We start from the raw sequence: 26,470 nt of genomic DNA, 5'->3' as shown, positions 1-26,470 counted from the left end.
TTTAGATTGAGTTACAGGCTTCAGTTATATACTATTTATAATATATATTGTTGCGCCGTCATAACAGAAAATGTTAATTCGGTAATTTGATTGGAGAATACATGTGGTAGCTATTGCCAATAACCAGCCTTTACAAGTTATTCAGCTCAGTGATGGTAAAGATTTAACCGCTGAAATTTTGCCATTTGGTGCAATAATTAAAAGCATAAAGTTTAAAAAGCAAGAAATGACACTTTGCGTCGATGACCCTCAATACTATCTTGAAAACCCATTTTACCTTGGCGCTACAGTAGGTAGATACGCTAACCGTATTGCAAAGGGGCGTTTCAGCTTATCTGGTACGCAGTATCAATTAGAAACGAACAACGGCCCTAATAGCTTACATGGCGGTGTTAAAGGCTTTAATAAAGTACTTTGGCAAGTAACCAAACAAACTGAAAGTGAAGTTGAGCTTTATTATTGCTCGCCCGATGGTGAGCAAGGCTTCCCCGGTGAGTTACAGGTTTGGCAAACGATTAGTGCTAAAAATGGCGAGCTTGCATTACGCTTTAAAGCTACGACTAACAAAGAAACACTCGTTAATTTTACTAACCATTGTTATTTTAACCTTGATGGCAGCGAATCAATTAATGATCATTCTGTTCAAGTAAATACCAGTCACTACCTTCCCATCGATAAAACCAGCATCCCGCTTAATGAAGCGGCATTAGTGACAGGTAGTTGTTTTGATTTTACCAAACCAAGTCAAGTTGGGGAGGCATTAAGCGCCATTCATCCTCAGCTAGAAGCTGGAAATGGCTTTGACCACTGCTATATTTTTAATGATGACAGCAGTTTAAAGACGATGGCTACATTAACCTCGCCACACACGAAGGTTAATTTAACGCTCAAAAGCACTCAGCCAGGTATGCAGTTATACACCGCTAACTTCGTCGGTGCGCCGTTTAAAGCACGACAAGCTTTGTGTTTTGAAGCGCAAAATTGGCCTGACGCGCCAAACCGTGAAAATTATCCAAAAGCTAATTTATTACCTGATGAAGTTTATGAACAGGTTATTATTTACGCATTTTCGTAATTAACTCAATATGTTGATGTTAATTTAAAGAAAATAAAAAGAAAAAATACGGTAATAAATAACGCTCTACAATCAAGGAAAAGGTTGCACTTCAGCTTGATTTAAAGTATTTATAATATAAATAGTATTTGAAACTATTTGCACTAGCACAACGACACAACGACTACACACAATCAGGAGTTTTTAAAAAATGATAATTAACAATAAGTTATCGTTCAACAAGAAAACCGCGATCAGTATTGCTATCACTGGCATATTGGCAAGCGGAAACGTTGCAGCTCAAGGCGCTGAAGGCGATACGTCTACAGTAGTAAATGAGGATGTTGAAGTTATCGCAGTAACGGGTATCCGCAGCAGCTTACGTTCATCAATGTTAGATAAAAAAGCATCTAATGTTGTTACAGACGGGATTAAAGCAGAAGATCTTGGTAAATTTCCTGATTTAAACGTAGCAGAATCTCTGCAACGTATTACAGGTGTAGCAATTGACCGCAGTGGTGGTGAAGGACAAGCGGTAACTATTCGTGGTTTTGGTCCACAATTTAATACTGTACTTGTTAATGGTCGTCAAATTGCGACAGACAGTGCAGGTCGTGAATTTAATTTTGATGTATTAGCCGCAGATCAAATCACCGGTGCTGATATTTATAAAAGTAATACAGCAACGCTTCAAGAAGGCGGCATTGGTGGTACGGTTAACGTAACTACAGCACGTCCTTTTGATTTTGGTGGTTTACATATTTTAGGTTCAGTTAAAGGTATGTACGAAAGCCTTTCTGAAGAAGTATCCCCATCAACATCATTCTTAATAAGTAATACGTTTAACGATGATAAGCTAGGTGTGCTTTTTGCCATCACTAATCAACAACGTAAACTTCAAAATAACCAAATTTTAACGGCAGGTTGGCGCGGCGGCCAAACAATCTCTAATCCAACTGATGGTGTATTGTTTGAAAATGCCTATATTCCACGTAACTGGGACCAAGTTGTTGATGAGCAAGATCGTGAGCGTACAAATGCAAGTTTAGTACTGCAATATGCGCCATCTGACGATGTTACTATTACTGTTGATGGCATGATTTCAAAATTTGAAGTTGATTCAACAGTACGCGATTTAGCATCTTGGTTTGAACCAGACCGCGTAGGTAGCGCAACGATTGATCCAGAAACAGGCACGCTTTTAACTTTCTCTCAAGAAGTGGGTTTAGGTGCGCCAAGTGGCGACCCTGCAAGTGACTTTGTGTCGCACACTCGTAACTCTCGTGATGTAACTAATAAAGCATTTGGTATTAACGTAGATTGGCAAGTAAACGAATTATTAAAAGCTAAATTTGATGTGTCTCGCTCAACAGCTGAAAATGACCGTGCAGGTACTGACCGTTTTAATGTTGTAGGTATTATTAATAGCTATAGCTTTGATGGTACAGGCAGTGTTCCTACTGTTCAGCATGACGGGTTTGAAAATGGTTCACTCCCAGATCCTAGCCTTGCGCGCCTTCACTACAATGAAGTCGGTCTTCAGTTTACAGATGAAGATGAAATCACAGAAGTAAAAGCTGATTTTGAATACGTGCCAGATAAAGGCCCTGTAGATCGAATCAACTTTGGTGCTTATCGCCAAGAGCGTGAAAAATCAAGTTTTCAAGTTTATGGTACTCAATGTCAATTTTGTGGTTATGGGACGCAAGCACCACTTGATGCAATTGATTTTGAAGCCTATCAAGCAAGTAACTACTTCCCAGGTTTGATCGATACTTTTTACACCTACGACGGTGATAAAATGCTTGATTATTTAGCCGATCAAGGTTTCCCAGTAGAGCCAACATTACAAAATAACCGTTACACAATCAACGAAGACATCACCAGCCTATACATGGACTTTACGCTTGGTTTTGACCTTGCGGATATGCCTGTAACCGTTAACTTAGGTGCACGTTATTCTGAAACTGATATTGAAGTAGCTGCAATACAGAGCTTTATTAGTGATGTAATCCCAACGACGGATGCAACTTTGTTTGCTAACGTATTTGGTCCGGCTACAAGCATTGAACAAGGGACTAGCTACTCAAACTTACTACCATCTTTAAATGTTAAGTTAGAACTGCAAGACAATATGATTTTACGTTTTGCTACGTACGACAGTATTACTCGTCCAACGATGTCGCAGTTATCACCAGCGACTACGTTTAACGAGCCTCGTCGTCAAAACTTAACGGCAAATGGTGGCAACCCTGCTCTTAAGCCATTCCAATCAGAAAACTGGGATATTTCTTACGAGTGGTACTACAACGATGCTAACTTATTTAGCTTTGCAGTATTTAGTAAAGAAGTTGATGACTTCATTGTCACGCTAACAGGTGCAGAAACATTTGAAATGTCTGACCGTTCGGGTCCTGATTTTGCGTGTACTACATGTACAGACCAAGCTGATGATGAACTCAATGGTAGTTCAGAGGTATACACAGTAACTCGCCCTCAAAATGGTGAGTCAGCTAAAGTAACGGGCTATGAAGTTGGTGTGACGCACATATTTGATAATGGCTTTGGTATTATAGCCAATGCCACAGTCGTAGATAGTGACATTAGCGTAGGCGAAGACACCACACAAACGTTTGCACTTGAAGGTTTAGGCGATTCGCAAAACTTAATATTGTTTTATGAGCAAGATAACTGGCAAGCACGTGTTGCATTTAACAACCGTGAAGGCTTTTTACGCTTAGTTGATAATGGCTTTAACGGTGAACCAGTGAACGTAGAAACTTACGGTCAGTGGGATATTAGTGCAAGCTACGATATTAACGAAAACTTCACTATTTTTGCTGAAGGCATCAATATCACTGAAGAAGAGCTAGTACAAACAGGTCGTTTTGCTAACCAAATCTATTCAGTAGAAGATAATGGCTCACGTTACGCGTTTGGTATTCGTGGATCGTTTTAATTGATAGCAGAGGCAGCGACTGCCTCTTAGTTTTCATTGCAGTGCATTATAAGTCCTGTTACTAATAAAGTTAGTAGCTATTTTGCACAAAATGAGACTAATTTAAACAAATGCCCGAAAGGGCATTTGTTGTCTAACCGGTTATCAATAAAGTACTCAAAGAGTAGTCCGTTATGAATAAAACAATAAAAACAATCGCCGTAATTGGTGGCGGCACAGCAGGATGGCTGAGCGCTGCAATTATAGCTTCGTATCACCAAGGTAAAAATGGTGACGGCTTAAAAGTGATGTTGGTTGAATCGTCAGATATTCCAACAATTGGTGTAGGTGAAGGTACCTGGCCCACTATGAAAAACACTCTTCAGCAAATAGGTTTGCGTGAAGTTGATGTATTTAAAGCCTGTAACGCTACCTTTAAGCAAGGTGGTAAATTTGTAAATTGGACGCACGGCAACAACGATTTTTACTACCATCCATTTACTGTACCGCTAGGCTACGGCCGCATAGATTTAGCCCCTTATTTAGATAATGTTGAAGACTTTGCACAGCAAACTAATTTTCAACATGATATTTGCGAAGCAAGCTTAGCCCCAAGAGGTATAGCGCAAGGTGAATATCAAGGTAATTGTAATTACGCTTACCACTTAGATGCCGGCGCTTTTGCAGAAATGCTTAAACAGCATTGTAAAAGTAAGCTTGGCGTAGAGCATATTATTGGTACTGTTGATCAGGTAAAACTTGATGACGATGGTGCAATAAATGAGCTTGCTCTAAAAGATCAAACCCGCACTATAAACGCCGATTTATTTATAGACTGTACTGGTTTTTCATCATTGTTATTAGGCCAAGCGCTCAACGTACCATTTAAAAAAATGGACCACGTGCTATTTAACGACAGCGCACTGGCGATGCAAGTCCCTTATGATGAAAACGATGACTCCTTAGCCAGCCATACCATAGCAACAGCGCAAAACGCTGGATGGATTTGGGATATAGGTTTAACGCATCGCCGTGGTGTAGGGCATGTATATTCAAGCAAGTTTCTATCAGACGATGAAGCAGAGCAAAACCTAAGAAACTATTTAGGCGATGCAGCAAGCGGTTTAACTGCCCGTAAGATTAGCTTTGAGTCGGGCTACCGTGAAAAGTTTTGGCATAAAAACTGTGTTGCCATTGGTATGTCGGCAGGGTTTGTGGAGCCGCTTGAAGCAACCGCTATTATGCTTGTTGAAATTTCAGCACGCTTTGTAGCAGAGCATATGCCAGCAGATACACAAGTAATGCCTATTGTAGCTAAACGCTTTAACGAGCAAATGGATTACCGCTGGCAGCGTATTATCGACTTTTTAAAGCTACATTACATGCTAACCAAGCGCCCAGAGCCTTACTGGCAAGCACATGTACAGCCCGATACTATTCCACAAACCCTGCAAGAAGATTTACTTCTTTGGGGAAGCCGTGGCCCGCTTATTCAAGATTTTCATGGCGCATTAGAGTTATTCCCTGCTGCCAGTTATCAGTATGTTTTGTACGGTATGGGCTTTAAGCCTGACTTTACTAAACAAGCATATTTGTATTCACAACATGTGCAATCCAAGCAAATAATTGAACGTAACAGCCAGCTTACACAGCAGATGTTACAAACTTTGCCGCCACATCGTGCTTTTATAGAGCAGTGGCTAGCAGCTAACCCAGTTTAAGGATGTGTAACTATGGCTATTAGTGAACTCGTAAATACTAAACACCAAACATTAAAAATTAACCCCAATGCAGCCGTTGAATACGCAAAAACTCAGCACTTAGTTAATTTAAGAGCAAATGAAATAGCAAAAGTAGCCTGCGACTTACCTATTTTTTTAGCCCGTAACGCACAAAATGGCAGCTACACAATATCAGCGTTAACAAGTTTTAACGCCGGGAAAAGTTTATTGGTTAATAACAACCAGTGGCAGGCACTTTACACACCGGTATGTATGCAAACTCACCCTCTTCATTTAATGACCCGTGAAGCAAACAGTAGCGATTACTTTATTGCGATTGATGAGCAAAGCTCAGCCGTAAACACCGAGCAAGGCGAGTCACTATTTGATGCTAAAGGTAACCCAAGCTTATTTTTAAATTCACAGCACAAGCTACTTGAGAGCGATTTAAAAAATGATTATCAAACGTATCAATTTACTCAAGAAGTAGCGCGCTTAGGGCTTATTAAAAACATAGATATTGTATTGCAGTTTGAACAAGGCGAAACCCAAACTATTCAAGGTTTGAGCACCGTTGATGAAGACAAACTGCAAACTTTAGATAGCGATACCGTTGCAAACTTACACAAGCAAGGTTACCTAAGTGTGCTTAACAGTATGCTTATTTCACTGTTTCAGTTAAATGCATTGGTAAAGCTGCACAACCTACGTCCCGAACTTATGCCTTTAAAGCAAATTAAGTTAGAACTAAGTCGAGATGCGCACGCGCTGTAGCGTGCACTTTTTTATTACACAGACATTGCGCGTAACGCGCAGGAGACACACACATGTCAGACAACATTTTACAGCTGGTGGTTTTTGTTTTTGTCACCGCTTTAATCGGTGGCCTTACTTATTGGAAATGCCGAGGCCAAAATCGTAATAACGGACAAAGCCAAACCAAAGAGTATTTTTTAGCGGGCGGTGGCCTTACTTGGATGTTTGTTGCAGGTTCAATCACATTAACTAATTTAAGTACTGATCAGCTTGTAGGTATGAATGGCAACCAAATGGCTTTGCTTGTTTGGTGGGAGCTTGCAGCAATTATAGGTTTGATTATTTTAGCCAAAGTGTTCATTCCTGTTTATTACAAATACAATTGTACTACCACCACAGAGCTTTTAGAAAAGCGCTATAACAACAAACATATTCGCGCTGTTATTGGGGGATTATTCTTTTTAGGTAATGCACTTATTTACATGCCGGCTGTAATTTACTCAGGTGCGCTGTTTATGCAAACCATGTTTAAGGTTGATATTCCGCTTATGTATATTGCCACCGCATTTGCCATTGTAGGTGCTATTTATGCGTTTCTTGGTGGTCTACGTGCAGTTGCAGTGTCTGATACTTACAACGGCTTACTGGTACTGGGTATGGCTGTTTTAGTGGTGTTTTTAGCACTAAATGCCATTGACTATGACTTTACGGGCATTCCAGAGGAGCGCTTAACACTCATCGGCGATGCTGATTCACCTATTCCTTGGCCAACACTTTTAACCGGTATGATCTTTATTCAAATGTATTACTGGGGTACTAACCAAACAATTACGCAACGAGCAATGGCAGCGCCTAATGTTAAAGAAGCGCAAAAAGGTATATTTGCAGCAGCAGGTATTCGCTTTTTAATCGTCCCTGCAATTGTGGTATTACCGGGTATTATTTCGTTTAAACTTTATGGCGATATTGGCGACGCTGCTTATGGTCGAATTGTGGGTGATGTAATGCCAGCATGGTTAACCGGTGTGTTCGCTGCGGCAATGGCGGCGGCAGTGCTGTCTACTTACAACAGCTTATTAAATTCAGCTACAGCACTATACGTGTGTGACATTCACGAAGCTTACTTTAATAAAGAGCCAAGTGTGGTAAAGCTCAGTGGTTACGTAACATTGCTACTAACAAGCTTAACACTGGTACTTGTACCAATTTATCAGCAAGCCGACAGTATTATTAACTTACTACAGCAATTAAACGGCTTATTAAGTATGCCTATATTCTCTATTTTTGTTGTGGGCTTATTATTTAAAAATGTTGATGCCCGTGCGGGTATTGCAGCGGTAATTTTAGGCGTGGTTATGTACGGTATGCTTACGTTTACAAACTCACCACTACATACCGACATTCATTACATTCACTTAATGCCAATTACACTCATTGTATGTGTGACTTTTGCATTAGTAGTAAATAAAGTGGTATTTGGCTTAAACGCACAGTGGGCAGGTAAAACCCCTGATCTTGATGGCGCAACGCAGACGCTAATACAAAAATAAACTACAGATAAATTAAGCTATTAAAATCGGTCACAGGTAATTCTTGGCCGATTTTTTTATCCAGCAAAAAGAGAGTAATTGGATTTTTGAGTTAAGGTTAGTTTAATGTCTTTTATTGCAGTGGTACTTCCAGTGAGTTTATCTAACTATTTGTAGTGCAAAGGCTATCAAAAGCTAATTTATATGATATATACTATTATTATTGAGGGCCACTGTCTGACCGGTCGTATCTCAAGCAACGGTAAATGAGTTCACACACAAAATAACTGACTCACATACTCACATACTCACATTATTTAACTCGTAATAGATTAAAAGGATAGGAAAATCATGGCCGACACTAAATCATTTTATCGATTAGACAGTGTAAACAGCACCGTTATTTTCGACTGCCAGAGCAAAACACCGGCGTTACTGTACTTCGGTAAACGCCTATCTGAGCAAACAACCGAGGCAATGCTAACTCAACTTGCTACCCGTCAAGAAGTTAAATGTGCCGTGGTTGAAGAAGCGCCTATTTCTCTATCTCCTTTATTAGGCGAAGGCTTTACTGGTGCGCCAGGCCTTGAACTTGTGAACGACTCAATCGCATGGTCAGTTGGGCCGGAGCTTCAAGAAGTACGTCAACTTTCAAGTGCGACCGTTGAGTTTGTAAGTGTAGATAAACTTCGTGGTATTGAAGTAGTACACAGCATCACGCTTGATAAAAATACTGACGTATTGAGCGCACATACTGTATTAACTAATTTAGGTGATTCGCCATTAAGTGTTAACTTTTGCGCGGCGCCAACATTTCAATTGCCAGATAGCGTAAGCAAAATAGTGAGCTTTGAAGGCCGTTGGTCAAACGAATTCCAACGTCAATCGGTTGATTTAGTGCTTGGCAGCTTTGTACGTGAAAACCGTAAAGGCAAAACATCACACGATGTATTTCCTGGTTTATTAGTGCATAACGAAAATGCAGGCGAGCAACACGGCGAATGTTACGGCTTTCATTTAGGTTGGAGCGGTAACAATAAACTACGCGCAGAACTTTTAGCTGAAGGTCGTCGTTATGTACAAATGGGTGAGCTATTACTTCCTGGTGAGCTTACGCTTGCTAAAGGTCAAACGTATCAAAGCCCGAGCATTTATGGCTCGTTTTCAAGTGAAGGTTTTAGCGCGCTTTCTCGTAATTTCCATCGTTTTGTTAAAGCTAATTTACTTAGCCAAGCACAACGCGAAAAAACGCGCCCTGTGCATTACAACACATGGGAAGGTATTTACTTTGATCACGACGTAGACACGCTTAAGCAACTAGCCGACAAAGTAGCGCCGTTAGGTATTGAGCGTTTTGTACTTGATGATGGCTGGTTTAAAGGCCGCCGTGGCGACCATGCAGGCTTAGGTGATTGGACAGTAGATTACAAAATTTACCCAGATGGTTTATCGCCAGTCATTGATCATGTGAATAGCTTAGGTATGGAGTTTGGTATTTGGTTTGAACCAGAAATGGTTAACCCAGATAGTGATTTATACCGCGCGTATCCAGATTGGGTTTTAGGATCTGAAAACAACGAACAGTTAAGCTTTAGAAACCAGCTAGTGCTTGATTTAACGCGCTCTGAGGTTGTTGAGTACTTATACAAAGCCATTGACGATATTTTAGTTGAATACCCAACCATTAAGTACATTAAATGGGATATGAACCGCGATATTAACCATGCGGGTAATTTTGATGGCAAGCCTGCTGTGCATCAGCAAACATTAGCACTTTATCGTTTAATTGATCGTATTAAAGGTGCGCACCCAGGGCTTGAAATAGAAAGCTGTTCGTCAGGTGGTGCACGTGTAGATTACGGCGTACTTGCACACACAGATCGTGTATGGACGTCAGATTCAAACGATGCGCTTGATCGCCTTGAAATACAGCGTGGATGTTCGTTCTTTTTCCCATCGTCGGTAATGGGTGCACACGTAGGCCCACGTGATTGTCATATCACAGGGCGTAATGTGAGCATTGAAATGCGTGCTGCGGTATCAATGTTTGGCCACATGGGCATTGAAATGGACCCACGTGAGCTGACCGATCACGAATACAATGCCCTTAAAGCGGCAATCGCACTTCATAAAGAGCATCGGGAGTTTATTCATAGCGCCGATTTATACCGCCTTGATAGCGACGATTTATCAATTAACTTTGGTTTAATCGATGAGCAAAAAACAAAAGCGTTATTTGCTTATAATAGTGTTCGCGAAACACCGCGTACAGCGCCTAATAAATTACGTTTTGTTGGCCTAGATACCGATGCGCAGTACACACTTAATTTAGTGTGGCCGGTAAAATTTGAAGAGTATCGTCCATCTTCTATTGCTGCGGTAAATGGTCAAACATTTACCGGTGAAGCGTTAATGCAGTTTGGCTTACAAATGCCAATTTCATTCCCGCAAACATCGCTTATTTTTGAACTTACAAAAGCGTAATTTTAAATATGGGCAGCAAAAAGGGAGCTAATTAGCTCCCTTTTTTAATCTGTCAAAAGTAACTTTTTACTACACCAGCTTTGATTCGATAAGCTCAAGCGCTTCTTCTAAAATTGTTTCTACTGCTTTTTTAGCGCGTTCAGGGTCGCGTGACTTTATGGTATTTAAAATGTCTGCATGCTTTGCTACATCAGCACCGGGTACACCTTTAATATGGTTAGTGTAGCGAATACTTACACGTAATGCGGTGCTAATAAACTCAGTCAATTGTACAAAAAATCGATTGTTGCTGGCCACTAATATACTGGTATGAAAGGCAATATCAGCTTCGAGAGGATCATCTAATCCTTCATCGGCATCGGCCATACGCGCTAACGCGTTATCTATTTCAACGAGTTGTTCAGCAGTTGCATTCACCGCTGCAAGCGCTGCAGCTTGAGGCTCAAGTGCTACACGGACTTGGGTAAATTCTTTTAATAAAGAAAGTGAAGGTTTGCTGCTTAAAATCCAACGCAGTACGTCGGTATCAAACATGTTCCAGCTACTTTCAGGTAATACACGAATACCCTGCTTAGGACGCGACGAAATTAATCCTTTAGCAGAGAGCATTTTTACCGCTTCGCGAGTGGCGCTACGGCTCACATCGTATTTTATACATAAGTCAGCTTCCGACGGCAGACCTTCACTTACAGGGTACACGCCACGCACAATAGCAAAACCCAAATCATGGGTTAGTTGGTGTGTTAAGTTTTGACGAGGTTGGCTTTTCATTGTGCGAGTTTCCGAGTTCATATTGCTAGATTATATATCATATATCATATTAATGTACGTAAGGATATGGTATAAACTTTTTATTAGTTAAGTATTTTAACACAGTAATAACAATTTGGTTTGGCCCTTTATGTTGTAAGTATCAGTTTATAAAGGGTTTAAATAAGATTTTATATGTGCTGTATGGAGAGTTGAATTTGAACACCCTCGCTCAATATCATAGTCTTTCTGGTAAAGTTATTTTTATTACTGGTGGTGCATCAGGCATCGGTAGAGCAATGGTCGAATCATTTACTAAGCAAAATGCCAAAGTTGCTTTTATCGATATAGATGACGATGCTGCGCAGGCGCTCATTAACAATCTCCCACAAGCTAACTTATGGTACAGGCAAGTTGATGTAACTGATTCCCATGCTCTGCAGCAATCATTAGTTGATGCGTGTGCTGCCCTTGGTAGCGTCAATGTACTGGTCAATAACGTAGCAAACGATCGCCGTCAACCTAGCGAAGACGTTACAGTGCAAGACTGGGATCAGTGTCTGCAAATTAATTTAAATCCAGCCTTTTTTGCTTCCCAAGTCGCTATGTCATTTATGCAGCGAGAAGGGGCGGGCAGTATTATAAACTTTAGTTCTATCAATGCCATAATGGGCCAACCGCAAATGGCTGGTTACGTTACCGCTAAAGCAGGTCTTATAGGCATGACTAAGGCACTTGCTCGTGATTATGGCGAGTTTGGTATTCGCGTAAATGCTATTTTACCTGGGTGGGTGGCTACCGACCGTCAATTAGCAAGCTGGTTTACAGAGGCCGAGCAAGTAAAATGGATGGAAGCTATGGCGCTTAAAAAGCTAGTTTCACCTGAGGATGTTGCTAATTTAGCGATGTTTTTAGCGGCAGATGAAAGCAGTATGATTACCGGGCAGGGTATTAAAATTGACGGTGGGAGACTTTAAAGTTTGGCTACTTCATCTCTTTTTATAGCCGTTGATTGGGGTACCAGTCATTTACGTGCTTATTTGTGCCGCGTTAACGCAAAACAACCGCTTACATTACTTGAACAACGTGATGGGCCTGGTGTTGTAAAAGTTAATCAAGACTTTGAGCAAACGCTTCTTAGTGCTATCGAGCCTTGGAGTCAGCAGTATGGCTGCGTACCTGTATATATAGCAGGGCAAATCACATCAAGCATAGGTTGGTACGAAACGCCCTATTTAGAGTGCCCTATAAACCCTGAGAGTTTGCTTGATGCTGCTATTAGCTTTAATTGTGCAGGGCATACTATTAAAGCGTTGCCGGGTACTAAATGTACCCTACAAAATTCTTTATTTGATGTAATGCGCGGTGAAGAGCTGCAAATTTTAGGGTTTTTAAAACAAAACCCAGAGTATCAACAGGGTAAAATATTACTGTGTTTACCAGGTACACATACTAAGTGGGTACTTATAAACCATGGTGAAATAATCTGCTTTAAAACCGCAATGACTGGCGAGTTATACGATTTACTGTGCCACCAAAGTGTATTGATACCCAGTGACTGTGAAGAGGGCGACTTTGATTGGAAAGCATTTGATCAAGGGTGCAAACTCACGCTTGGCAGTGATAGTGGTAATTTAGCGCATGGTATTTTTAGTGTGCGTACTCGTCAGCTTTCAAAGGAGTTAACACCTGTACAAGCTAAAGCGTATTTATCGGGTGTGTTAATTGGCAGTGACGTACGAGCAGCACGCCATGCCAGTGAGTGGCAATTGCAAAGTAATACACAAGTTGTGGTAGTGGGAACCAAACAGCTTAATAAATGTTTTTCTACGGCACTTAACCAAATAGGCGTTAAATGTGTTGAGTTTGACATTAAAATGGCTACGTTGAGCGGTTTTAATTTTTTATATCAATCAGCTTAATTAAGTGAGCGATTTTGAAGTAAGAAAATAGGGTCGATAACAAGGTGAGAATTTCGTTATTTAGTTGTTCTATATCAGAAATTATTAACATAGTTAGCGCCAGGTTTAAGCCCTCAAATTGACCAAGTGTTATTGCGGATTGGTATTATATAACCGAGAAAATTAAACCCCTTCATAATGATTAAATTATAAAGGGGTTTCGTAGAAAGCTTTTAGGGCTATTGCAGCCAATTTCTTTAGCGGTTATTAAGCAATTTTGGCCGCTTTGCTTTGTTCAATATAATTATTAAGGGTGGTAGTTTGGGTTTCACTAAAGCGCAGTCCTAACTTTGTGCGGCGCCATAATATGTTATATGCGTTTTGTGCCCACTCTTCATTTAATAAAAAATCGACCTCTGCTGCAAATAAGTTATGCCCAAAATCTTGACCTAAATCGCTTAGTTGTTTTGCATCACCCAAAATATTTATAGTGCGCGTACCATAGGTGCGTACAAAGCGATTTAGCAGTATTTTTGGTAACCAATTATAGGTTGTTTGTAATTGCGCTTTAAGTGCTTCTACAGAGCTAAAATCGCCACCTGGTAACGCACTATGTTTAGTCCAAGCTTCACTCATTTGCGGGTAAAAGTCTTCAAGCTTGTTAACCGCAGCTTCGGCAAGTTTACGGTAAGTTGTAATTTTTCCGCCAAACACACTCAGTAGAGGTGTTTGTTTAGCATCACTCGAAAGCTCTAGTTTATAATCGCGAGTAACGGCTTGTGCATTAACTGATTCATCATCAAGTAATGGACGTACACCTGAAAAAGTATGCACAATATCTTGGCGTTTAATCGGAGTTTTAAAGTAGCTATTAGTAATCTCGATAAGGTAATCGATTTCTTCTTCACTAATTTTAACGTCTTGTGCCTCACCTTTGTGCTCAACATCAGTCGTGCCAATAAGTGAGTAATCATCTTCAAACGGAATAACAAACACAATACGCTGATCTTTGTTTTGTAAAATATAAGCTTGCGGTTCGTTATGAATGCGTGGCACGACAATGTGGCTGCCTTTTACAAGGCGAATATTTTGTGGTGATTTTTCTTCGAGTGCTTCATCAAAAAGCTTAGCAACCCAAGGGCCCGCTGCATTTACAATGCCTTTAGCAGCAATACTGTAATGCGATTTTGTACTTTGTTGCTCAAGCGTTACTTGCCATTTATCTTGCTCACGATGCGCTTTGACACATTTAGTTTGTGTGGCAATTACTGCGCCTTTTTGCTGCGCTGCAAGGGCGTTTAAAATAACTAAGCGAGAGTCATCAACCCAGCCATCAGCGTATTCAAAACCTTTAGTAATTGAAGGTTCTAGTACGCTATGCTCGCCAAATTTAATGCTCTTCGATGCAGGTAACGTAACTCGTTTTGCTAGGTTGTCATACATAAATAAGCCAATGCGGATCATCCATGCAGGGCGTAAATGCTTTTGATGGGGTAATCTAAACGTAAGTGGCCACATAATGTGAGGGGCATTTTTAAGCAGCACTTCTCGCTCGGCTAAGGCTTCTTTTACTAATCTAAATTCGTAGTGCTCAAGGTAGCGCAGACCACCATGGATCAGCTTGGAGCTGTTTGAAGACGTTGCAGAAGCTAGATCTGACTGTTCGCACAAAAGTACTTTAAGTCCTCTACCAGCAGCATCTGCTGCTATGCCTGTGCCGTTTACGCCGCCACCGATGACTAGTAAGTCATATTCGTTATCTGCTAATTTCACCGAGCACCCTTTTATTTATAATATAAATAATACATATAGCATCATAAAGCTGCTGTTTTCATTTGACAATAGAAAACCCAGTTTTTTATTTGTTAATTTTGACGCGAATCCACTTTCAATTTGGAGCAGTAAAGTGTGCCTTTTAAATCGAGCATTTAGCTAAGTTAAAAAAGACAAAGTGACTAAAGTATTAGCCTTAGCCACTTAGTATTTACTACGGGCAATTTTTATTTGTTAAGCACACTTGAGCTACACAGTGCTGCCATTTTGCATATAAATCATTACGCTCGTCGGCACTCATAGTTGGCTCAAAACGACGGTCACATGTCCACATTTTCGATAACTGCTCAGTTGATTCGTAAACGCCGGTTTGTAAGCCTGCTAAATAAGCGACCCCTAAAGAGGTGGTTTCGGTCACCGTTGGACGCTCTACTGTTGCACCTAAAATGTTTGATAGGAAGGTCATAACCCAATTGTTTTTTACCATGCCGCCATCTACACGAAGCACACTTGGGCGAAGGCCATCACGCTCCATCGCTTTTTGTAAATCTTTGGTTTGATAACCCACTGATTGCAAAGCAGCCGCAACAATAGTGCTAATTCCTGAGTCGCGTGTAAGACCTAAAATAGCGCCACGTGCATTTGGGTCCCAATAAGGTGCACCTAAACCCGTAAACGAAGGCACTAAAAATACACCATGATCGAGGGGGACATCTTTAACCATCGATTCACTTTCGCCAGCATGACTAAGTAGTTTTAAGCCTTCCACAATCCACTGCATAGTCGCGCCAGCCATAAAGATACTGCCTTCAATGGCGTAAGTTGGTTTGCCGTTTAGTCTGTAGGCAACAGTGGTCAATAAGCGGTTTTCTGAGGTAAGTGCTTTTTCGCCGGTGTTAAGCATTAAAAAGCAGCCAGTGCCATATGTACTTTTTGCCATGCCTTGCTCAAAACATGCATGACCAACAAGGGCTGCCTGTTGATCACCAGCAATACCGCATACACGAATTGGTGCACCAAAAAGATCAGCGCTCGTTGAGCCAAATTCGTCGGCTGAGTCCATTACTTCTGGCAGCATAGATTCTGGAATATCGAATAACTCTAGAAGCTCTTGATCCCACTGCTGGGTATGAATATTAAATAACATAGTACGGGATGCATTCGTTGCATCAGTGCGATGTTCTTTACCACCTGTTAGTTGCCAAAGTAGGTAAGTGTCAACCGTACCAAAAGCCAGTTCGCCAGCGAGGGCTTGTTCGCGTGCGCCTTCAACATTATCTAAAATCCAACGAACTTTAGTGGCTGAAAAATAAGGGTCAAGTAGCAAGCCTGTTTTTTCGCTAATAGTTTGGCAAAGTTCATCGGTCGTTAAGCTTTCGCAGTAGTCACTAGTGCGTCTATCTTGCCAAACAATCGCGTTATAAATCGTTTTGCCTGTTTTTTTGTTCCATACTAGGGTGGTTTCGCGTTGGTTAGTGATACCTATAGCGATAATTTCTTCAGGCTTTACATCTTGTTTAGCGAGTACTTCGCGACTAGTGCTAAGCACTGTTTGCCAAATATCGTTAGGATCATGCTCAACCCAGCCGTTTTGTGGAAAATGCTGAGGAAATTCTTGCTGTGCTGTACCAAAAACGTCTGCATCTTTTGTAAACAAGATGGCACGAGAGCTTGTGGTTCCTTGATCAATTGAGAGTATGTATTTGGACATATTTATTAATATTATTTATCTTATATATAGCTAGATTGCCTTTAACGTTAGCTAATGGCAATGGTTTTTCTTAAAATATCTTACTAAAAAGTAAACTCGCCTGTTTTTATTGATAACTTTTAAAAAGCAGGGCGTTTTACTTTGAGTCAATTTTAAGTGCGAGCGCGACTATTTAAGAGAAACAGTCGCTTTTAGTGAGTTACTTAACTTGAAATCTGACGGACTATTGCAAGTAAATTCAACGTAGTTAACGCTGAACATAGCTGCTTGAGATAGATTTATTATCCAGAGCTCAGTTACTTAACGTGTGGTTTAGCTTGTTGCCAATCCATACCAGTGGAAAAGCGATTATCAAATCCGTGCCACTGTGGTAGTGGCTTACCATCAACAACAGCTTGGTCGCCGTTTTGTGGTAAATCTAAGTATTTACACTCACTGGCTATACCTTTTACGTGGCAATCCATCATAGCAAGCACAAAGTGTTTATTGATTTCGTTTAGTGTGCGCATAGACCACGATGGCTCGTAGTAATGGCCTATATCTAACTCACTGCTGCTTTGTGCAATAGCAGGGGCTGGGTGTGGTGCAATATTATGGCGCGCATTTTTGTAAGTAAGCATGTACTTATCTTCGCTGCCTGTTTGGTTATAAAGGTTTTTAATGCCTTCATAGCCTGAAATATCATCTAAGTTACCGGCTATATAAAGCGAAGGTACTTTAATATTTGCCATTGCTTTGGCATCAAATATAGCGTGCTGCCCGCCCCACGGTGCAAAGGCAACCATGGCTTTTATGCGTGGGTCTACTTTCGGGTTTTGGTATTGCCCACCAGCGCAGCTGTTGAGTAGTTGCTGTACTTGTTTAATTTGAGCTGGGTCTTTTATACCCGTAAACATGGCCGTAGTTTGCTCATTAAAAGCGTAACAACCACCTATCGTATTTACCGCGCCATAGCCACCCATTGAGTAACCAATTACACCAGCGCTTTTGTTATCTACTTGCTTACTTGCAAAGTTATTTTGCTCGTTGAAGTAATTAATAACAAACTGCTGATCGCGAGAGCGATTTATAAGCGTACTGAAAAAGCCTGAGAACGGCGCATTTTTAAAATCAACATCTGCGTTAGTTGAATCAGTATGATCAATCGCTACAACTATGTAACCGTGCGACGCTAAGTGCTCGCCTAAGTAGTACATAATTGTACGGTAACCGGTATAACCGTGCGAAAGCACAATGACAGGGTAGTGCTCTTTACTATTTATGGCGACATCACGCATTGCATCGGCTTGCAAAGTAAACTCTTTACCTGAGCGAGTTTCATCTGTGTAGCTGCTAAGTGGTGCTTTTGCTGTATTTGCAGCCGGATACCACACTTCTACTTTTAAAGGACGATCTTTTTGACCTTGTGTAGCGGGATCAAATTGCGCAGGGTTAACTAAACCAAGTGTTTGCACACCTACATTGTAGCTACCTTTAGCTGCAAGTTCTGGCAGTACTTCGCTAGTGATTGGCGGGTATAGCTGCTCTGGTTTATTAGATTCAGCAACAGCTACACTGGCAGATAAACTGCACGTAGCAAGTAATATAGCTTTTGAAAGCGCCTTGAGTGTGTGTGTCATTGTGTGTCCTTGTTGTGTATTTTTATTTTTTAATTTATCAGTTCAGCCGACTCGACGGTATTGCTATATTGCAGCTGCCATTGTGCTCGCAAGGTATCCATTATGTTCATAACTCGCAAGCTAGTACCGAGGGGTAATACGCTGCTTTGGGTTTGTTTTTGTAATATACACTGCGTGACATGTGCAATTTCAAACTTAAAGTTTTCATCGTCACTAAAGTCGTATTCAAAGTATTGCGGGTCTTGGTCGTTTATGTGTAGCTCTAGCGTTTGTGCACCTACAAACTGAGGTATTCGAATATAGCCAAGCTCACCATTAATACATGCTTCTGTTGGGCCGTTTTGCTGCAGTGCGCTGGCAAGAGATGCAAATTGCCCGTTACCGTAATCAACTATAGCAGTGCTTCGCTCATCAACACCGGTTGTGCTTTTATGTACAAAGGATTTGATGTGTTCAGGGGCTTTATTAAATACCACATCAGCAATCGAAATAGGATAAATACCTAAATCGAGTAGGGCGCCACCCGCTGTTACAGGATTCATTAATCGGTGAGTGTCGGTAAAGCTGCCAGGTAAACTAAAGTTGGCATTAACACTGTGCACATTACCAATAACACCTTCACTTAGGAGCTGTTGTAATTTTACTATGGCTGGTAAAAATCGCATCCAAACGCCTTCCATTAAAAAGCAGTTTTGTTGTTTTGCAAGCTCAGTGAGGCTTTGCAACTGCTTAGCATTAACGGTAATTGGTTTTTCGCTAAGCACGTGCTTATTGTGTTTTAAGCATTGGGCTATCGTTTTAAAGTGTTGATCGTGCGTATTGGCAATATAAATAGCATCTATATTTGGGCATTGCATAAGAGCTTGATAGCTCTCGTAGCCTTGAATATTGTACGGTGTGGCAAATTCTTTAGCGCGCTGCATACTCGTTGATGCCGCGCCAATAAGCTGTGCATCCCTACAATGTGCAATGCTTTTAGCAAAGGTGTGAGCTATATTGCCACACCCAATAATACCCCAATTAACCTTTGCCATGCTTATTCCTTAAGTTTATTTAAAAAGACGTAATTTGTAATCCTGAACCCGCTGAACATACGTAAATATCAGCATTTAAGCTAAAGCGTTCAAAGTAATGCTTTTCTACCGCTGCTTTAATTAGTGGTACTTCAGCATCGCGACACAAACATACAATTGCGCCACCAAAACCACCCCCTGTCATACGTACTGCGCCGCGCTCGCCCATCGCTTCTTTACAAATTTCTACTAGGCCATCGGTTGCAGGTACGGTTACTTCAAAGTCGTGTTTAAGCGATTGGTGCGATGCAGCCATTAGCGTGCGAAGTGCATCCATATTGTTATTTTGTAGTGCAGTAGTTGCTGCAATTACACGGTCGTTTTCGCTAATTACGTGGTGTGCACGTTTATATTCGTTTTCGCTTAATGTCGCTTTTACTGCTTGCAGGCCAGCCATGGTGGCTTGGCGAAGTGTTTCTACACCCATTTTTACAGCAGCTTGTTCGCAGTCAATACGGCGCTGGTTGTATTCGCTATCAACTAATTTACGCGGGTAGTTTGAATTAACAATAACAATGTTTAAATCATCTGGTACTTTTACCGCCGTAGTCGCTAAGTTTTCGCAGTCAATTAAAAGTGCGTGACCATTCTCGCCTTTAGCCGAAATAAGCTGATCCATAATACCGCATTGGCAATGCATAAAGTCGTTTTCGGCTTCTTGGCCAAATAACGCAATTTTCTCTGGTGGTAAACCAAGCTGTGCAATATGGTTAAACATACCGCCAACAGCAACTTCGAGTGCTGCCGATGACGACAAGCCACTGCCTTGCGGCAAATTACTATCAATAAGTAGGTCAGCGCCACGTAATGTATGGCCTGCTCGTTTAAGTACAAAAGCCACCGCGCGAATGTAGTTACCCCATTGCGATTGGCCTTCGCTGATTGCCTCATCAACGCTAAAGCGGTCTTGCTCGCCTGGGTAATTTAAAGAGCGCACAGTGATAATATTATCGTCGCGCTGTTTAAACATAACTTGGGTACGAAATGCTAACGAACACGGTAAAACAAAGCCATCGTTGTAGTCGGTAAATTCGCCAATGAGGTTTACACGCCCCGGTGCTGCTGCAATACCTTGAGCAGGAGCGCCATACAGTGACAAAAATTGTTGTTGGAATTCGTTAAGCTTCATCTATGTGTCCTGCTGTATCTTTATAATGTGTGGTACTGGCTGCTTTTAAAATAGAAGCGGCGGTTTCTGCGCTTAAATCGCGTTGGCTTTCGCCTAGCATTTCGTAGCCTACCATGTGTTTTTTAACGGTAGCAGAGCGAAGTAGCGGCGGATAAAAATGTGCATGCAAGCGCCAGTGCTGCTCATCAGAGCCTCTATTGGCCGGTGCATTGTGCCAACCCATTGAGTAGGGGAAGCTGCAATTAAATACGTTGTCGTATTTAGTGGTTAATACTTTAAGAGCCTGAGCTAAAGAGTCGGTTTGTGCATCGTTTAGCTGGCTAAAGTTTTGAATGTTATCTTTAGTTACTAGCATTGTTTCAAACGGCCATGCAGCCCAAAATGGCACAACCACAAGCCAGTGCTCGTTTTCAAATACTACACGAGTTTGATCTGCTTGCTCTTTTTGCGCGTAATCGGCAAGCAAGGCTGTGCCATGCTTTTCATAATAGGCGAGCTGCTGGTTATCTTCGGCTTCAATTTCCGTTGATAAATGCGAATGCGCCCATACTTGACCGTGAGGATGAGGTTGCGAACAACCCATGATCTCACCTTTATTCTCAAAAACTTGTACGCATTCGTACTGCTGTGCAAGCTCTGTGTAATTTTGTTTCCAAGTTTTTACTACTTCGTGCAATGCATTTTGGCTAAGCTCTGGTAGTGTTTTATTGTGCTCCGGAGAAAAACAAATTACGCGGCATTCGCCACTGGCTTCGTCGGCAATAAATAAATCGCTGTCTGACTCTAAGCTTTGTAATTGCTCGCTGGCATTAGGTGTGAGTGCGCCAAAGTCATTTCTAAATACATGGGTGTATTTGTAATCTGGGTTACTGTCGCCATTTGCACGGGTGTTGCCAGGACAAAGTGGGCAGTTTTCATCGTGTTTTGGTAATACGTTTTCGTTAACAGCTTCTGTTGCGCCTAACCATGGGCGATTATTACGATGTGGTGACACTAATACCCAACGACCCGTTAGCGGATTTTTACGTCTGTGAGTACTTTCTAATAAAGTCATATTAACTCTCCAACCCACTTGGGTAATTAGTTTGCCAGCGCCATGTGTCGTTTGTCATGTCGCTAAGTGTTAGTTCTGCGTGCCAGTTAAGTGTGTTTTGCGCTTTTGTGGCATCGGCGTAATTACAGGCAATATCACCTGCTCGGCGCGGTGCAATCTTATACGGAATATCTTTATTGGCTGATGCGCTAAATGCTTTGATCATATCAAGCACAGAATAACCTTGCCCTGTGCCTAAGTTATAAGCATGAAAAGCGGTGTCTGTTTTGTGCTGCATAAAAGCGGCAACGTGGCCTTTCGCTAAATCTAAAACGTGAATATAGTCGCGCACGCCGGTGCCATCTTCGGTGTCGTAGTCGTCACCAAAAATATTTACCACGTCGCGCTTACCTACTGCAGTTTGGGCAATAAATGGCATTAAGTTATTAGGAATACCATTAGGACTTTCGCCTAGTAAACCGCTTGGGTGTGCACCTACTGGGTTAAAGTAACGAAGCGCAATCCCCATAAATTGACTGTTGGCATTACATACGTCTTGCATGGCTTGCTCAACCATGACTTTAGTCCAACCATAGGGGTTAGTTGCGCGTATAGGATGCTTTTCGTCAATAGGGAGGTAGTCTGGCTCGCCGTACACAGTAGCCGATGAGCTAAATATAATATGGTTAACGCCTGCCTCTTGCATGCTCTGTAACATGCTTAATGTGCCCGACACATTATTTTGATAATAACGCAGCGGTTGCTCAGTTGATTCGCCAACGGCTTTTAAAGCTGCAAAGTGAAAAACAGCTTCGGCTTTAGTATGTTTTAGAGCGAGTTTAAATTGTTGCTCGTCTTGAATGTCACCCAAAATAAACTCAAACCGAGTACCTGTAATTTTTTCGAGTTGGTCAAGTACCCGCGCACTTGCATTAGATAAGTTATCATAAATAACAGGTGTAATACCTGCTTCATGCAATGCAATGCATGTGTGGCTACCTATGTAACCCATGCCGCCAGTAACTAAAACTTTCATGTTATTTCTCGAAAAGTATATTTATATGATAAATACTACTATTAAGGGGGTGTAAAAACAATAGTAATGATTAGAGCAAAATTCAAATAGAAGAATAAAAAACATTCGCTCATCAGATCCTCGCTTTATCAATTTATTTTATAAACTGATTCTATTACATGGCTAATTATCACGACGGTATTGGGGTGCTACGATAGCTGCATAATTTACTTTAAGACTGTAACTGGGCTTTAACTAACCACAACCCTGGTTAAGATATTTATTATCTAGAGTCCAGGTTAACTACTTTAATGTTGCACTGAGAGGGCATACACATGAAAAAAATCATTTTAATCACCGGTGCAACAGATGGCATTGGTTTAGAGACGGCAAAAATGTTACTAGCCCAAGGTCACACTGTATTACTGCATGGTCGTAATATAGAAAAGCTTAATAATGTACAGACAATGTTAAACGAGCATTACCCGCAAGCAAATACTCAAAGCTATGTGGCCGATTTAAGCGAAATGTCACAGGTACATTATTTGGCAGAACAGATAAGCGCAGATCATAAACAAATTGACGTACTTATTAATAACGCTGGTGTATTCAAGCTTGAGAACGTAATAACACCTGATGGCCTTGATGCGCGTTTTGCCGTAAATACATTTGCACCTTATTTACTGACTAAATTACTGTTACCACTATTAAATAAAAATGCGCGTGTAGTTAACGTATCATCGGCCGCGCAATCAAGCGTTAACCTTGATGCACTTATTGGTAATAAGGCGCTTTCGGATGGTGACGCTTATGCACAAAGTAAGTTAGCTATTACGATGTGGTCGCGCTATCTAGGACTTAAATTAAAAGAGGTAGGCCCGTTAGTTGTATCAGTAAATCCAAAATCGTTACTGGGTAGCAAAATGGTTAAAGATGCATACGGATTAGACGGTGGAGATCTAAAACTAGGAGCTGATATTTTTTATCGTGCTGCGCTTAGCGATGAATTTAACAACGCCACAGGTTTGTATTTTGATAACGATGCTGAGCGTTTTGCACCGCCACATATAGATGCATTAAACGAGACTAAAAACCAACAACTAGTTGATACATTAGATAGTGTTTTAGCACAGCTTAAATTAGGTGAATTATAATGAATACACCTATACGTGGACTGCTGAGTGCGCGCTTTATGACAACTTTAAAGCCCTGCTACTGTGTTTATGAATCCAGTGGGTGATTTTGTAAAGTAATATAGATTTTTGATTGAAGACGATCAAAGAGTTCACTGTTTACAACGAACTCTTTTTTACTTTTTAGTGTTGTTCGGCTTGAAGTAAACGCTGGTATAGCCAATCTTTTAATTCTGAGCGATCATGCTTTAATTGATGCATTTGTTCATCGCTAATTGGCGCATCTTTAAGCTCCAATACTCTTATTTCTTTGTCTAACTTATCGTATTGTGTTGCCTTTTCGGCAAATTCAGAATCGTCAGTATTGAGTGTTGCAATGGCATTTAAATGATCTGGAAAGTCGTTTGTTAATGAGTGGTCTTCGCCTAACATATTCGCTCCTTAATAGGATATAAATGAGCTCACAAGTAAGTGAGTTGTTTAAGTGAATTATTACCTTCATATAATACACTGGGGTTTAAACAATCATAAATCAACCATTGCCAACTTAATTTGATATAGCGCAAACAACCGCTTTTACTTTTTAGCAGTTATTGTTTTTTCTAATAAGGGACTTCACCAAAGCAGGCAATAAAATGATCGATAAACGCACGTACTTTAGCGGTCAATAATTTATGGCTGGGGTATACAGCTGAAATAGTCGTATTAACTACTCGTGAAAAGCTTAGGGCTTGATATTATTGCTCAAGATGCGAGGAAGTAGAATAACCACAGAAGTTAAGCGACTATGAGTGGAATTAAACTTAAGTAACCTGAACTCTGGGCAATAAATCTATCTTGAGCTGCTATTTTAGTTAAAAGAGCAAGTTTTTAACGCTTTTTGCTAATTTATGTTGGTTAATTAATAGTGGTAGAATGCAGCGCTTAGTACCACTTGTGTGAAGTAGTGGTCAATAATTTATAAGGTCTGTTGTGTAATGCTGTTAATGATCGATAACTACGATTCGTTTACTTACAACTTAGTGCAATATTTTCAGCGTTTAGATCAAGACGTTTTAGTAAAACGTAATGACGAGCTAAGCATTGCACAAATAAAACAGTTAAACCCGAAACACATCGTGTTATCGCCGGGTCCTTGCTCACCTAACGAAGCTGGTATATCGTTAAGCGTGGTTGAGCAGCTAAAAGGGCAATACCCAATTTTAGGCATTTGTTTGGGACACCAAACCATCGCACAAGCTTTGGGTGGGGATGTCATTCGTGCTAAAAAAATTATGCACGGTAAAACATCGCCCATCGTTCATACCAATAAAGGTGTATTTAAAGGTTTAGCCAACCCATTAACGGTATGTCGTTATCACTCTTTAGTCGTTAAAGCACAAACACTGCCTAAAGAGCTTGAAGTAACCGCGTGGAGTCAAACCGAATTAGGTGAATTTGACGAAATTATGGGGTTACTCCATAAAGAGTTAGCGATAGAGGGAGTGCAGTTTCATCCTGAAGCTATTTTAACTGAACAAGGATTAGCACTGCTTGATAACTTTTTAATGCGCTTCTAATTTTTAATACCGATACTTATTTTATATTTACTAATGAATGGATGTTATGACTGAACTTGTAGCGCAACAACGAACAGCTAAAATACTTGACCAACGAGCACATGATTTATTGCTTGGTCATAGCTTTGCGCATCAGCAAATTGGTTTTATTCATACATTAGAAATAGAATATGGCGAGCCAATGAAGCAACGTACGTTGCTTCAAGTTGAGGTCGCAGCACAACATAAACGTCAGCAGAGCAGTACTGCGCATCATAAGTATCGAGCTCAGGCGAGTGAAGTACTTCACAAAGCAATAGAAACAGCTATTTTTAAGCAACTAAGCGACATGGATGCCGTAATCCTAAATACGTTAGGGATTGAAGATGGTATTGCAACTATTCTTGATCTTTTAGCGGTTAAGTCTGCAACTGTAGGGCGGCTAGAGCCTCTAGTAAACGATTTAAGCTGGCTTGGGCGTGAGTTAGTCACACTCGTTAATTTACCTTACTATCGAAAACAGCGTAGTAAAAACACCTCAGTAAAAGTAGATAGCCCCGCGCTTGCTCTGCGCTACATTGGCCTTGATAATTTACAGTTAGTCATACCTACTTTTGCAGTACGTCATTGGATGCCACACAGTACTGAACCATTTTCACTGCTAAAGCGCAGGTTACGTGATAGTGCAATGGCTAATGCGATTGCAGCACAAAAAATAGCGCAAATTAACAATGTAAACGATATTCATGCATTTACCCTTGGTATGCTTTTAGATGTAGGGCGAATCGCATTAGTGCGTTTATATTTAAAAACTTTTGAGCAAGTATGGCAACGTAAAGTACAAATAGCGCGCCAAGAGCAGCGCAAAGACTTGCACACTGCGTTATTAGAATTAAAACCCGACCCGCTTTTTTTAACTACGTTACTTAATAACCAATCTTTAGCTATCAGCGCTAAAGTTATTGAGAAAATGAAATTTAAGTATTTGCCCTTTCAAGGGGTCATGCAGCAGTTGGTTAATGGAGTCGATAAGGGCGATACAATGTTACCTTTAACCGAGGTAATGTTAAAAGCGCGTTGTTACTCTCAATATCTAAATTTAAAAGAACACCAGCTTATTGAATCTGATGAAACAACAGCATGGTTTTCGTACTTTAAGTTCACTAAAACGGAACTAAAAACCCTCGAAACAAGTAATTTTACCAATCTAGCTATTCAAATTGACTAAAAACTTAAAATTTTTGTTAATTTTTTAGCGACTAATCATTCATTCTCACTCTATTGTTATATTGCATATTTAACACTTAAAGTGT

At 40.8% G+C, this 26,470-nt stretch carries 20 protein-coding genes; 11 read left to right on the top strand and 9 right to left on the bottom strand.

What is annotated here, in order from left to right:
* Nucleotides 1-103: 103 nt before the first annotated feature.
* The 6 genes from AC0VZ4_RS18935 to AC0VZ4_RS18910 all read left to right on the top strand — a co-directional run bounded on the left by AC0VZ4_RS18935 (nucleotide 104) and on the right by AC0VZ4_RS18910 (nucleotide 10,482).
* On the top strand, nucleotides 104-1,075 hold the full coding sequence (locus tag AC0VZ4_RS18935; protein ID WP_475440442.1) for an aldose epimerase family protein: 972 nt from the start codon (nucleotides 104-106) through the stop codon (nucleotides 1,073-1,075).
* 190 nt (nucleotides 1,076-1,265) lie between these two features.
* The gene (locus tag AC0VZ4_RS18930; protein ID WP_096793914.1) at nucleotides 1,266-4,013 is read left to right on the top strand and encodes a TonB-dependent receptor; all 2,748 of its coding nucleotides are present in this window, start codon (nucleotides 1,266-1,268) and stop codon (nucleotides 4,011-4,013) included.
* A gap of 173 nt (nucleotides 4,014-4,186) precedes the next feature.
* On the top strand, nucleotides 4,187-5,713 hold the full coding sequence (locus tag AC0VZ4_RS18925; RefSeq protein WP_475440441.1) for a tryptophan halogenase family protein: 1,527 nt from the start codon (nucleotides 4,187-4,189) through the stop codon (nucleotides 5,711-5,713).
* A 12-nt stretch (nucleotides 5,714-5,725) separates the two neighbouring features.
* Nucleotides 5,726-6,487: a SapC family protein gene (locus AC0VZ4_RS18920; RefSeq protein ID WP_475440440.1), complete on the top strand. Its 762-nt coding sequence runs from the start codon at nucleotides 5,726-5,728 to the stop codon at nucleotides 6,485-6,487.
* 53 nt (nucleotides 6,488-6,540) lie between these two features.
* Nucleotides 6,541-8,019 carry an SLC5 family protein gene (locus AC0VZ4_RS18915; protein ID WP_475440439.1) on the top strand — a complete coding sequence of 493 codons (1,479 nt, stop codon included), beginning with the start codon at nucleotides 6,541-6,543 and terminating at the stop codon, nucleotides 8,017-8,019.
* Between the two features lie 330 nt (nucleotides 8,020-8,349).
* Complete coding sequence (locus AC0VZ4_RS18910; RefSeq protein WP_475440438.1) at nucleotides 8,350-10,482, top strand: alpha-galactosidase; 2,133 nt, start codon at nucleotides 8,350-8,352, stop codon at nucleotides 10,480-10,482.
* A gap of 69 nt (nucleotides 10,483-10,551) precedes the next feature.
* Here the strand turns inward: AC0VZ4_RS18910 and AC0VZ4_RS18905 are convergent, their stop codons facing one another.
* Nucleotides 10,552-11,253 (bottom strand): FadR/GntR family transcriptional regulator, encoded by a 702-nt coding sequence (locus tag AC0VZ4_RS18905; protein WP_475441685.1) that lies wholly within the window; start codon nucleotides 11,251-11,253, stop codon nucleotides 10,552-10,554.
* A 197-nt stretch (nucleotides 11,254-11,450) separates the two neighbouring features.
* On the opposite strand from AC0VZ4_RS18905, the gene AC0VZ4_RS18900 reads away from it, so the two are divergent.
* A complete protein-coding gene (locus AC0VZ4_RS18900) occupies nucleotides 11,451-12,209 on the top strand; it encodes an SDR family NAD(P)-dependent oxidoreductase (protein WP_007376247.1) in 759 nt (252 codons plus the stop codon).
* Nucleotides 12,210-12,212: 3 nt separating this feature from the next.
* Entirely contained in the window at nucleotides 12,213-13,154 is a 942-nt protein-coding gene (locus tag AC0VZ4_RS18895) for a 2-dehydro-3-deoxygalactonokinase (RefSeq protein ID WP_475440437.1), read from the top strand.
* A gap of 246 nt (nucleotides 13,155-13,400) precedes the next feature.
* Here AC0VZ4_RS18895 and glpD read toward each other — a convergent pair whose 3' ends face one another.
* The 7 genes from glpD to galE all read right to left on the bottom strand — a co-directional run bounded on the left by glpD (nucleotide 13,401) and on the right by galE (nucleotide 22,507).
* A complete protein-coding gene (gene glpD, locus AC0VZ4_RS18890) occupies nucleotides 13,401-14,906 on the bottom strand; it encodes a glycerol-3-phosphate dehydrogenase (protein ID WP_306724488.1) in 1,506 nt (501 codons plus the stop codon).
* A gap of 214 nt (nucleotides 14,907-15,120) precedes the next feature.
* Nucleotides 15,121-16,617, bottom strand: coding sequence for a glycerol kinase GlpK (glpK, locus tag AC0VZ4_RS18885; RefSeq protein ID WP_475440436.1), 1,497 nt, complete (start codon nucleotides 16,615-16,617; stop codon nucleotides 15,121-15,123).
* 296 nt (nucleotides 16,618-16,913) lie between these two features.
* Entirely contained in the window at nucleotides 16,914-18,236 is a 1,323-nt protein-coding gene (locus tag AC0VZ4_RS18880) for an alpha/beta hydrolase family protein (RefSeq protein WP_475440435.1), read from the bottom strand.
* 29 nt (nucleotides 18,237-18,265) lie between these two features.
* On the bottom strand, nucleotides 18,266-19,270 hold the full coding sequence (locus AC0VZ4_RS18875) for a Gfo/Idh/MocA family protein (protein WP_475440434.1): 1,005 nt from the start codon (nucleotides 19,268-19,270) through the stop codon (nucleotides 18,266-18,268).
* A gap of 19 nt (nucleotides 19,271-19,289) precedes the next feature.
* The gene (gene galK / locus AC0VZ4_RS18870; RefSeq protein WP_475440433.1) at nucleotides 19,290-20,438 is read right to left on the bottom strand and encodes a galactokinase; all 1,149 of its coding nucleotides are present in this window, start codon (nucleotides 20,436-20,438) and stop codon (nucleotides 19,290-19,292) included.
* The gene (locus AC0VZ4_RS18865) at nucleotides 20,428-21,492 is read right to left on the bottom strand and encodes a UDP-glucose--hexose-1-phosphate uridylyltransferase (protein ID WP_475440432.1); all 1,065 of its coding nucleotides are present in this window, start codon (nucleotides 21,490-21,492) and stop codon (nucleotides 20,428-20,430) included. Before AC0VZ4_RS18865 ends, galK begins: the two co-directional genes overlap by 11 nt.
* Before the next feature lies 1 nt (nucleotide 21,493).
* Nucleotides 21,494-22,507 carry a UDP-glucose 4-epimerase GalE gene (gene galE / locus AC0VZ4_RS18860; protein WP_024593405.1) on the bottom strand — a complete coding sequence of 338 codons (1,014 nt, stop codon included), beginning with the start codon at nucleotides 22,505-22,507 and terminating at the stop codon, nucleotides 21,494-21,496.
* Nucleotides 22,508-22,821: 314 nt separating this feature from the next.
* On the opposite strand from galE, the gene AC0VZ4_RS18855 reads away from it, so the two are divergent.
* Complete coding sequence (locus tag AC0VZ4_RS18855) at nucleotides 22,822-23,640, top strand: SDR family NAD(P)-dependent oxidoreductase (RefSeq protein ID WP_475440431.1); 819 nt, start codon at nucleotides 22,822-22,824, stop codon at nucleotides 23,638-23,640.
* A 162-nt stretch (nucleotides 23,641-23,802) separates the two neighbouring features.
* On the opposite strand, the gene AC0VZ4_RS18850 is transcribed toward AC0VZ4_RS18855, so the two are convergent.
* Nucleotides 23,803-24,051, bottom strand: coding sequence for an HP1242/YdcH family protein (locus tag AC0VZ4_RS18850; RefSeq protein ID WP_008133407.1), 249 nt, complete (start codon nucleotides 24,049-24,051; stop codon nucleotides 23,803-23,805).
* Nucleotides 24,052-24,596: 545 nt separating this feature from the next.
* On the opposite strand from AC0VZ4_RS18850, the gene AC0VZ4_RS18845 reads away from it, so the two are divergent.
* Nucleotides 24,597-25,178 carry an anthranilate synthase component II gene (locus tag AC0VZ4_RS18845; RefSeq protein WP_007376259.1) on the top strand — a complete coding sequence of 194 codons (582 nt, stop codon included), beginning with the start codon at nucleotides 24,597-24,599 and terminating at the stop codon, nucleotides 25,176-25,178.
* Between the two features lie 46 nt (nucleotides 25,179-25,224).
* Nucleotides 25,225-26,385 carry an HDOD domain-containing protein gene (locus AC0VZ4_RS18840; protein ID WP_007376260.1) on the top strand — a complete coding sequence of 387 codons (1,161 nt, stop codon included), beginning with the start codon at nucleotides 25,225-25,227 and terminating at the stop codon, nucleotides 26,383-26,385.
* Nucleotides 26,386-26,470: the final 85 nt, after the last annotated feature.

The organism is Pseudoalteromonas sp. QJM3NY_22 (genome assembly GCF_056173065.1).
The sequence above is the reverse complement of the archived record's forward strand: the minus strand, read 5'-3'. Positions and strand labels throughout refer to the sequence as shown.

What these genes read in the sequence shown, in the direction of transcription:
- AC0VZ4_RS18930 (WP_096793914.1), top strand. Translation starts at nt 1,266, where the DNA reads ATGATAATTAACAATAAGTTATCGTTCAACAAGAAAACCGCGATCAGT.
- AC0VZ4_RS18925 (WP_475440441.1), top strand. Translation starts at nt 4,187, where the DNA reads ATGAATAAAACAATAAAAACAATCGCCGTAATTGGTGGCGGCACAGCA.
- AC0VZ4_RS18920 (WP_475440440.1), top strand. Translation starts at nt 5,726, where the DNA reads ATGGCTATTAGTGAACTCGTAAATACTAAACACCAAACATTAAAAATT.
- AC0VZ4_RS18915 (WP_475440439.1), top strand. Translation starts at nt 6,541, where the DNA reads ATGTCAGACAACATTTTACAGCTGGTGGTTTTTGTTTTTGTCACCGCT.
- AC0VZ4_RS18910 (WP_475440438.1), top strand. Translation starts at nt 8,350, where the DNA reads ATGGCCGACACTAAATCATTTTATCGATTAGACAGTGTAAACAGCACC.
- AC0VZ4_RS18905 (WP_475441685.1), bottom strand. Translation starts at nt 11,253, where the DNA reads ATGAAAAGCCAACCTCGTCAAAACTTAACACACCAACTAACCCATGAT.
- glpK (WP_475440436.1), bottom strand. Translation starts at nt 16,617, where the DNA reads ATGTCCAAATACATACTCTCAATTGATCAAGGAACCACAAGCTCTCGT.
- AC0VZ4_RS18880 (WP_475440435.1), bottom strand. Translation starts at nt 18,236, where the DNA reads ATGACACACACACTCAAGGCGCTTTCAAAAGCTATATTACTTGCTACG.
- AC0VZ4_RS18875 (WP_475440434.1), bottom strand. Translation starts at nt 19,270, where the DNA reads ATGGCAAAGGTTAATTGGGGTATTATTGGGTGTGGCAATATAGCTCAC.
- galK (WP_475440433.1), bottom strand. Translation starts at nt 20,438, where the DNA reads ATGAAGCTTAACGAATTCCAACAACAATTTTTGTCACTGTATGGCGCT.
- AC0VZ4_RS18865 (WP_475440432.1), bottom strand. Translation starts at nt 21,492, where the DNA reads ATGACTTTATTAGAAAGTACTCACAGACGTAAAAATCCGCTAACGGGT.
- galE (WP_024593405.1), bottom strand. Translation starts at nt 22,507, where the DNA reads ATGAAAGTTTTAGTTACTGGCGGCATGGGTTACATAGGTAGCCACACA.
- AC0VZ4_RS18855 (WP_475440431.1), top strand. Translation starts at nt 22,822, where the DNA reads ATGAAAAAAATCATTTTAATCACCGGTGCAACAGATGGCATTGGTTTA.
- AC0VZ4_RS18850 (WP_008133407.1), bottom strand. Translation starts at nt 24,051, where the DNA reads ATGTTAGGCGAAGACCACTCATTAACAAACGACTTTCCAGATCATTTA.
- AC0VZ4_RS18845 (WP_007376259.1), top strand. Translation starts at nt 24,597, where the DNA reads ATGCTGTTAATGATCGATAACTACGATTCGTTTACTTACAACTTAGTG.
- AC0VZ4_RS18840 (WP_007376260.1), top strand. Translation starts at nt 25,225, where the DNA reads ATGACTGAACTTGTAGCGCAACAACGAACAGCTAAAATACTTGACCAA.